The organism is Desulfobulbaceae bacterium, from assembly GCA_015231515.1.
GTDB lineage: Bacteria > Desulfobacterota > Desulfobulbia > Desulfobulbales > VMSU01 > JADGBM01.
Genome location: JADGBM010000114.1, coordinates 1 through 9,312 on the forward strand (window position 1 = coordinate 1; position 9,312 = coordinate 9,312).

A 9,312-nucleotide genomic window follows, 5' to 3' on the forward strand; every position below is an offset into this window, starting at 1 on the left:
GTAGAGGGCTAAGTTGCCGGTTAATATCTATTAAGGGCAGTGATGAGTGAACCCGAAATGAGTTTATTGTAGCCATACTCACCAATATTTGTTTTGTCACGATCTCTTCCATGAAAATCACTGCCGCCTGTTGTTACTAAATCGTTTTTATGACAGAGTTTCTCTAAAAAAGCGATATTTTTGTCTGACTGCAGAGGGTGAAATATCTCGACACCGGTCAGCCCGTCCTCTTTTAACTGGTCAATCAATTGGGCCAGCGATTTTTCAGATAGCCCCAGGCTCGCTGGGTGGGCAAGAACCGCTATTCCTCCTGCGGCTCGAATAGCTGCTATTGCTGTTGCTGTCGGCATTTGGGCGCGCTGCACATAGGCCGCGGCATTTTTTTTGAGATAACGGCTGAAGGCGTCCCGCTCTGATTTTACAACCCTTTTGTTGACGAGTAGTTGGGCTATATGGGGGCGGCCAATCTGTGATGATGGGTTGTGGCTGTTTGAGATGTCAGAAAGTGAAAGCTTGATCCCCAGTCGATTGAGGCGTAAGAATATTTTTTCGTTTCGCTCTGTTCGTGCCTGTTGAATTGTCTCTAAAAAACTCAGCAATGGATCGGAGTTATGGTCAAGATAGTAGCCGAGAATATGCACAGACATGGTTTTGATATGAGTGCTGATCTCTACTCCCGGAAGATATTCAACACCACACTTTTTGCAGCAGTCGATGGCCTCAGCTGTTGCGGCCATTGTGTCATGGTCAGTAATTGACAGAGTGCTGATTTTTTTTTCTGAAGCAGCATCAACAATGGCGGAAGGGCAGAGGGTGCCGTCGGAGTATGACGAGTGTGTGTGAAGGTCAATATAATTCATATCATCCAAGAAGAAAAAATTTTTACCTGAAGGTAAATTTTGCTACACTGATTACGACTGGCTTGGTTTTTGTCGGATAAGGATGGGCAAACTACTGCCACAGTAATAAATTGTGCTTCTTTTTTCACTCTACATTTTTATATTTAACTTCCGGTGTTGCCAATAATGGCGACATCACTGTCCGTTGAGGAGATATCGTATGGCACAGATTGATGCTTTTTTCAAGCTTATGAACGAACAAGGGGCTTCCGACCTTCATCTGGTGTCGGGGCAGCAGCCGATATTGCGTATTCGAGGCGATATGGAAAAGGTGAAATATAATACCTTCGACAATGATACCTTGAAGGCCTTGCTATACGAAATTGTTACCGAAGATAAAATTAAGCAGTTTGAGGAGACCGGCGATGTAGATTTTGGATACGAAATTGCTGGATTAGCCCGCTACAGGGGAAATCTCTTCCAGCAAAAATATGGGATTGCAGCTGTTTTCCGTGAAATACCAAGTGATATCCTGACCTGTGAGCAACTTGGTCTGCCGAAAGTTATCAGTAAGTTGTCCGCCCTGCCGAAAGGTATGGTGCTTGTGACCGGACCTACCGGTAGCGGTAAATCGACGACATTGGCTGCTATTGTTGATCAGGCCAATAAAGACAGGGCCGACCATATCCTGACGGTGGAAGACCCCATAGAGTTTGTCCATAAAAGCCAGCGGTGTATTGTTAATCACCGTGAAGTTGGCTTACATACCAAGAGTTTTTCGGCAGCGTTACGTGGCGCCCTCCGTGAAGATCCAGACATCATTCTGGTTGGCGAGATGAGGGATTTAGAGACGATCTCACTGGCCATGGAAGCTGCCATGACAGGACATCTGGTTTTTGGCACTTTGCATACCTTGAATGCCGCAAAAACTGTGGACAGGGTTATTGAGATATTCCCTTCAGGTCAGCAGGCCCAGGTGCGCTCAACCTTGGCCGATGCCTTAAAGGCTGTGGTTTCACAGACTCTATTTAAACGCGTTGATATCAAGGGGCGATGCGCAGCTCTTGAGATATTAATCTGTACGCCTGCTGTTCGAAATCTGATTCGTGAAGGGAAAACATTTCAGATACCATCTGTTATGCAGACCGGTAAGAAATATGGCATGATGACATTAGATGACGCTATTATGGAACATCTTGAGAAGGGCTGGATATCTCCCGAATCGGCTTATACAAATTCTATTGATAAATCAAAGTTTGTTAAGTTTTTAAAGAACCCGCCAACCGATTTTACCGAGGCCTGATAGGTTGGTAAAGAACATTTCGTGAACTTAAAAGAAGGTAGTTGTCGTCAGGTTGGTGCCATCAGTTTTAAAAAAGACAGTTCCTGATTCGGCAGTAAGGAAGACCTTGCTGCCGATTTTTTTATAGGCCTGCATTGTTTCATTGGAGGGGAAGATGCCGTTGGAGTTTTTTCCTGCCGAAACCACAATAACCTCTGGTGAGACAGCTTCTAAAAAACCCGGGCTGCTTGAAGTTTTGCTGCCGTGGTGCGGTGCGACAAGTACGTCTGTGTCAATTTGCTCTGCGCCCAGCTTGATGATCGATAGTTCCCCTTTCTTTTCGATATCGCTCGGAAAAAGAAACGATTTTTTGCCAAACTCTAATCGTAAAACCAAGCTGTCATCGTTTGTTAGGTCTGATTTTGAGATGGTAGTGTCCTGCCTGATCTGTGAAACAACAACTAATTTCGCAGCTGAGCCGGACAGTAGATTCTCTCCCTGAACCGGGGTTGAGACGGCAATGCCGAGTTTTTCTGCCTTATCAAGTAACAGACTGTAACTGTCTGCCCCAGAGGCATCTATCTCAGTGTATCTGGAGTTGATCCAGAGATTGTCTGGCTTGAACCTTTCGAGAATAAAACTAAGCCCGTTATAGTGATCGGCATCATGATGAGAGATAAGTACACCACTGAGCTTAGTAATCTGATTATGCCATAAATATGGTGCAATAATCCGCTCTCCTACATTGAAGCTGTAGGTTTCTGACTTGCTGTACGTTTTTTGACCGCCATCGACTAAAAATGTTCTTTTGTCGGGCAGTTGCAGGATGACAGCACTGCCTTGGCCAACATCAAGAACGGTAACCTGCATATCTTTGCTGTTAGGGTTAAATGAGACAAAAGCAGGAATCGCCAGGCCGGCAAGGCCGATAATAAGGCTAGTTTTTTTTACTCGTTGAAATTGTGGATGGTGCCATGAGGCAATTTGTATGAGCAGTAGATACCATGAAAAGGTCTGGATGGGATGAGGTGCCGGGCCCCATATGGAAGCGATTGGCAGTTTGGCAAGTGAAGAGGTGATGGCGATGGCCAGATCAATGCCAAGAGCCCCTGCCTGAAAGATAAGCGCAGATAGTTGAGGCAGGGGAACTGCTAATGCCCCGAACAGCCCTAAGGTGAGTGACCAGATGCAGAGTAGGGGCTCGACAAGTAATGTTGTGATCGGGCTTAATAGGGATATTCTGTTAAAATGACTCAAGATTATGGGGGCGGTGCCGGCGCTGGCTATGATGGAGATCAGTAGCGAGGCCATCGCCCAGCGCCTGATTTTGTTGGAGATTGATGTGCGGTTTGGCGCCGATGAAGGTGGTGAGTTGGTAATTCTCTTGAGCTGTGGGGCAAAGAGTGCAATTGCCGAGACGGCACAGAACGAGAGCTGGAACGATGCAGTGGCGAGCAGGGTGGGGTCAAATGCTAAAATGATAAGTGCGGCAATAGCGATATTGTTGGAAATTGACCACTGACGATTACATATGAAGGCCACGATGAACACCGTAACCATGATTAAGGAGCGGACTACCGGAGGGCCAAAACCAGCAACTGTGGCATAGAGAATCAACGGAATTAATGAAAGCCCGGCTGCAAGCTTCGGTGCCGAGAAGCGCAGGAGTATTTTCTCTGAACGTTTCAGGAGGATGGTAAATAGAAACGTACTAATAAGAGCAAGAAGGCCGATGTGAATGCCTGAAATAGCCAAAAGATGAGTTGCGCCACTGGCTTTGAAAGATTCATTGATTTCAGGTGAGAGCCCGGATCTGTCACCTGTGAGAATTGCTTTATAAATACCGGATTGACGAGGGTTGAGTGTCTGGGTGAGAAAAAGGTTTATTCGGTAACGTGTTCTCTCAGAAAAAAATCGAGCCTTTTCCTTAAAAGTATGGGGCTTCGGAGAAACAATTTTTTTAACTAAAAGAGGTGATTTTGCCCAACCCGTAACCCAGATCGATTTTTGGGCCATGAACTTTTTGTAGTCAAATGCCCCAGGGACACCGTAGGTTGATACAGGTGTCAGCCAGGCCCGGCAGATAATGCTGTCTCCGGGTTGAATGTCGGGGGCAATTCTGCCATTGACGGCAATACGAACAAGGCCGATGGCTGGATAGCTGGTGTTTGGTTCAATTATTTGATGCGAGTCGATCAGCAGGGTTGTTTTGTCGGGGCTCAGTTCCGGACTTTGCAATAACGTGCCAGTTATGGAGAGTTCCTGTCGTTGGGTGATCAGTTGGCGAACATGGTTGGGGTCTTCTGGTTGTTTGTTGCCGAGAGTTCCGTGTATGCCACCGACCAGGAAGAAGAATGCGAGAAGGAGGTATGGGCTTGACCAGCGTTTAAACTGCCTGAAGAGAGATATCCTGACGGCGAGAATAATCGCGAGCATCCCGCAGAGGTCAACAGGAACAAATGCAAAAAAGCTCCAGGCAATGCCGCAGGCCAGGGCGATAGTGACAGGAATGAATGATCGGGTTACAGAGAAAATAGGTTTGAGCTAGTTGTAATTTATGAATCCGTAAATGGTTTAAGCTTTTCACGTCTGCTGGAATGACGTAGTCTGTTCAAGGCTTTCTTCTCAATTTGCCGTATACGTTCACGGGAAACATTAAAACGCTTGCCGATTTCTTCAAGTGTGTACTCGGCGTCCTCACCAATACCAAAGCGCAGGCGAATAATTTTTTCTTCCCGGGGGCTTAAGGTCATCAATATCGATTTTACCCGGTCTGAAAGCTCATGGTTCTTTACAGACTCGTAGGGTGAAGCGGACTCTTTGTTTTCAAGAAAGTCACCAAGGGTACTGTCGTCATCACCTACCGGGGTCTCCAATGAAATCGGCTCTCTTGAAGCTTCGAGGATCGCCAGGATCTTGTCCATTGGCAGGCCGGTTTTCTCTGAAATCTCTATTGGTGTTGGTTCTCTGCCAAGCTCTTTAAGAAGCGAGTAGAAGGCTTTGAAGAACTGACTGCGTAGTTCAAGGAAATGTACAGGAAGACGGATTGTGCGAGTTTTGTCTAGAATAGCGCGGGTGATAGCCTGCCTGATCCACCAACTGGCATAGGTGCTGAATTTATTGCCCTTCGTGTAATCGAAGCGAAAAACAGCACGCATAAGGCCCAGGTTCCCCTCTTGGATAAGATCTGCGAGGCTGAGTCCCTGGTGCATGTAGCGTTTGGCAATGCTGACTACCAGCCGAAGGTTGGCCTTGATCATTGCATCTTTGGCCCACTCAATATTTCTCGTGTAAACAGCGATTCTCTGTTTCATGATCAACAGTGCGTTGATTTCAGAATACTTGCCGTAGCATGCCGAAACCGAACGAACCATGAAGTTTAAATGCTGTTTTTTGGGCTTTAAGGTAGGGTCGCGTTTTTCCCATAAAGCAACGCGGTCAACGAGTATCTTAATCTCAGGAACACCAGACGTATCTTCTCGGATCAGCCGTATGATCGCATCAAAGCCGCTTCGAATGGCCTTTGAGTATTTTTCTTCTTCTTCGGGCGTCAGGAGATCAAATTGGCCCATCTCACGGAGATAGGTTGTCGTAGTCTCCTCTGGTTCATGTGGGTCATCTTTGGCGGAAAGCGTGTCTTTTTCCAGATCAGGGTCGATTTCGTCCCCATCCTGCCAGGTTACGCCAGAAAGTGTTTTTTTGGCGTCAGCTTTTTCCTCAGTGATGATTTTGACCTTTTTCTTTTCAAGAAATTCAAAAATCTCATCGATGAAGTCAGCGTTTTTGTCTTCAGGAATAAGCTTGTTTAGGAAGGGAATCGTCAGATAACCGATCTCTTTACTAGCTTTAAGAAGTTGTTTTTTTATCTCGGCAGGCACTAAGAGTTATCTCCCGACTAAGTTTATGTAAATTGAATGTAGTTTCGGATACGAAAATCGCGCAACATAAAAATAAATTTAATAAAAATCAACAAAAATAGTGCTGTTGTGGGTATAAAATATCCAATAGCAACTTCTGATGATACTTATTGTCGGTAAAATTTGTAAAAAAAACAAGAACGATATTTCGAAATTATGGGTGGCAACTAAATTATAAAGGTGAATTGCATGTGATCAACTTGACATGCTGATCAATTTGCCACTAAGCTAAAAATGAAAATGTTGAGCTGGGTCAGCTCAAATGTGTCAACGCTAATAGTCGCTGTCGAATCAGAACGACTATAAGTACTCTATTCGGTGAATGCAAAGTGATAGCTAAAAAAAATATATCGTTCAATGGTCGATCAAGTGGCATTCTTCTGCATATCAGTTCATTGCCTGGTCCATATGGAATTGGAGATCTCGGTCAGGGTGCTTTTGACTTTATTGATTTCCTGGTTGCCGCGGGGCAAAGATACTGGCAGTTCTTGCCTTTAGGACCGGTATCGGATGCTTTTGGTTGTTCTCCTTACATGGGTGTGTCGGCAATGGCTGGCAACCCTTTGTTCGTCAGCCCTGTATCTCTTGTTGATGATGGTTTTTTAACCTGGGACGTACTTCATGCTGGTGATGGTTTTTCTGAGTATCGAGCCGATTTTGCGAATGTAATTAAGTTTAAGAGTCTCGTTCTGGAAAAGGCCTTTGTGCATTTTAACGAGCGTGGGCATGAGGATTTCCCAAAGTTTTGTGATAATGAATCTTATTGGCTTGACGATTATGCACTATTTATGGCAATTCGTGAGCATCAAAATAAGTCTTGGGATCAATGGCCCAAAGATATTGTGGCGCGTAAACCTGAGATGCTGAAGGCGGTTTCTGAGTCCTTGTCCCAGCGTGTACTGTACTATAAGTTCGAGCAGTTCATTTTTTTTAGACAATGGCGCCGTTTGGCGGCCTATGCTTCCAAGTGCGGTGTTCAATTGATTGGCGATTTGCCTATCTATGTTAGCTATGACAGTGTTGATGTGTGGGCAAACCAATCCTGTTTCCATCTCGATAGAAAAACATCCCAACCAACCTATGTTGCAGGTGTTCCGCCGGACTATTTCAGTGAAACTGGGCAGCGCTGGGGAAATCCTCTTTACTTGTGGAAGGACGGTAGGCGCAAAAATGATACGCTGTATCGCTGGTGGAGACAGCGCTTTAAGCACCTGGCGCAGATGGTTGACGCTATAAGAATTGACCACTTCAGGGGATTTGAATCCTATTGGCAGATCCCTGCAAAAGAACTGACTGCAGTTAAGGGCCGTTGGGTTAAGGGGCCTGGTCGGCAGTTTTTTGTCGATATGGGCAGAGATATTAAAGGTATATCGATAATTGCGGAAGATTTAGGGATTATCACCGCTGACGTTCGGAAACTCCGTGATGATTTGGGGTTTCCTGGAATGAAGATTCTACAGTTTGCCTTTGACTCAGATGAGAATAACCTTTATCTGCCGCATAATTTTGAAACTACCAACTGTATCGTATATACAGGAACACACGATAATGATACTACTGTGGGTTGGTATCTTGGCGCGAATATCGGGGCGGCAAGCAAGGAACGGGTCAGGAAATATGCTAATAGCGATGGGGCAACGATCCACCGGGATTTTATCCGTTTTGCTCTCAGCTCCACCGCCTCGACAGCAATTCTTCCGCTTCAGGATATTCTTGGTTTTGGCTCTGATTGTCGAATGAATACACCTGGGACAACTGAGAATAACTGGCAGTGGCGCTGTGCATCAAGGTTTTTAAATACTGAAATCGGCAACTGGCTGCGAGAGGAGACCCGTTTTTACGGGCGGATCTCTGGCAAGGATTAAAGGTTTTTTCATGGGTATTGCATCCAGTGAGTTTATTGCTTTTTCTGGCAGTCCCAGGAAGAAAGGCAACAGTGAAACCTTGCTGGCTGCGGTTACGCAGGGGATAGAACTAGAGGGTGGCAGTGTTGAGACTGTCCGGATTTGCGATTTGCACATAGGCCCGTGCATTGCCTGTGGAGGCTGCGATAAAACTGGTCGTTGCGTTATTGATGATGATATGCAAAACATCTATGGTAAGATTGTAACTGCCAAGAATATTATCCTTGCCTCTCCTATTTATTTTTATGGGCTTTCGGCGCAAATGAAGATGTTTGTTGATCGAATGCAGGCCTTATGGGCAAGAAAACAGCTTCTAGCTGCTCAGGGCAAGTGGCTGATTGAACCCGATAAAAAAGGATATTTTATTTCGGTTGCAGCCACACACGGGCCTAAAATTTTCGATGGTTCTAAAATGTGTGTTCAATATGCTTATGATGCCATGGGGTTTAATTATTCCGGCGAACTGTTTGTTCGTGGCGTTGACAAACGAGCCGACTCATCAAGCAGTCCAGAGAAGCTTGAGCGGGCGGTGGCCTTCGGTAGAAGCATTGCTGTGCCATAAACTAACTCTTGACAAATGCCTCCCTTTAATTTAGTAATGCCCAATTCTGCACACCAAATATGTGGCCCCTTCGTCTAGTGGTCTAGGACGTCGGCCTCTCACGCCGGTAACACGGGTTCGAGTCCCGTAGGGGTCACCATTTTCTAGTTATATCAATATGTTGCTGCGCAAAAGCCGTCAATTGCAAATTTAGCAAGGAGTGGCCAAGAGCTGTAATATCTAAGTTCGCATTCTCTGCGTTAAATTCAGATAAACGATAGTTAAAACAAGAATTTATTTGTTTCGTTACGGCTTCTTTTGAGATGTGACTTCTATTCCAAAAGCCGTTATTGGCGGCTTTTGGACGGCTTTTTGTTTTTATACTCCCTGCAATTCCTTGCCAGCCGGCATTTTCAAGAGATTCGTCAAACGGCTTTTTTAAAAACTTTATTTTCAGCAAGGGTTTTGATGCCTTGGAAATGTCATGGATATCAATCAGGATTCATTTCTTTCACGAATATTACGCAAGGCCAATTATTCTGCGACATTTGCCAATCAGCAAATTAATATTCAGGTATGGCTAAATATTTATTTATAATTATTCAGGCACTTCTTTATTAAAATAGAAAAAAATTTAGTAATTACTAAATTTATGTTGTAATATTATTCAGGAATAACAATATGTTTTTGTATATAGGTGACAACTGTGGACAGAAAAAATATTAAACTCATAAGAGAGCAGCTTGACACGACACTGAAACATTTTAGTTCCATTTTAGCTGTCAGTCGGCCACACAAGGGATGGATAAGAGCGGTTCGTGATGCTTTA

The 9,312-nt window shown here is 44.9% G+C and carries 7 protein-coding genes and 1 tRNA gene; 4 read left to right on the plus strand and 4 right to left on the minus strand.

Annotated elements, in window-relative coordinates:
• Positions 1–20 precede the first annotated feature (20 nt).
• Positions 21–860, minus strand: a complete 840-nt coding sequence (locus tag HQK80_13660) for a PHP domain-containing protein (GenBank protein MBF0223249.1) — start codon at positions 858–860, stop codon at positions 21–23.
• Positions 861–1,059: 199 nt separating this feature from the next.
• On the opposite strand from HQK80_13660, the gene HQK80_13665 reads away from it, so the two are divergent.
• Positions 1,060–2,142, plus strand: coding sequence for a type IV pilus twitching motility protein PilT (locus HQK80_13665; protein MBF0223250.1), 1,083 nt, complete (start codon positions 1,060–1,062; stop codon positions 2,140–2,142).
• Positions 2,143–2,169: 27 nt separating this feature from the next.
• On the opposite strand, the gene HQK80_13670 is transcribed toward HQK80_13665, so the two are convergent.
• Positions 2,170–4,557: a DNA internalization-related competence protein ComEC/Rec2 gene (locus HQK80_13670; GenBank protein MBF0223251.1), complete on the minus strand. Its 2,388-nt coding sequence runs from the start codon at positions 4,555–4,557 to the stop codon at positions 2,170–2,172.
• 119 nt (positions 4,558–4,676) lie between these two features.
• On the minus strand, positions 4,677–5,999 hold the full coding sequence (locus HQK80_13675) for a sigma-70 family RNA polymerase sigma factor (protein MBF0223252.1): 1,323 nt from the start codon (positions 5,997–5,999) through the stop codon (positions 4,677–4,679).
• 287 nt (positions 6,000–6,286) lie between these two features.
• On the opposite strand from HQK80_13675, the gene malQ reads away from it, so the two are divergent.
• The 3 genes from malQ to HQK80_13690 all read left to right on the plus strand — a co-directional run bounded on the left by malQ (position 6,287) and on the right by HQK80_13690 (position 8,643).
• Positions 6,287–7,903 (plus strand): 4-alpha-glucanotransferase, encoded by a 1,617-nt coding sequence (gene malQ / locus HQK80_13680; GenBank protein MBF0223253.1) that lies wholly within the window; start codon positions 6,287–6,289, stop codon positions 7,901–7,903.
• Between the two features lie 10 nt (positions 7,904–7,913).
• Positions 7,914–8,504, plus strand: coding sequence for a flavodoxin family protein (locus HQK80_13685; protein MBF0223254.1), 591 nt, complete (start codon positions 7,914–7,916; stop codon positions 8,502–8,504).
• Between the two features lie 63 nt (positions 8,505–8,567).
• Positions 8,568–8,643, plus strand: a tRNA-Glu gene (locus tag HQK80_13690).
• Here the strand turns inward: HQK80_13690 and HQK80_13695 are convergent.
• A complete protein-coding gene (locus tag HQK80_13695) occupies positions 8,638–8,943 on the minus strand; it encodes a hypothetical protein (GenBank protein MBF0223255.1) in 306 nt (101 codons plus the stop codon). The genes HQK80_13690 and HQK80_13695 overlap by 6 nt on opposite strands.
• Between the last annotated feature and the right edge of the window lie 369 nt (positions 8,944–9,312).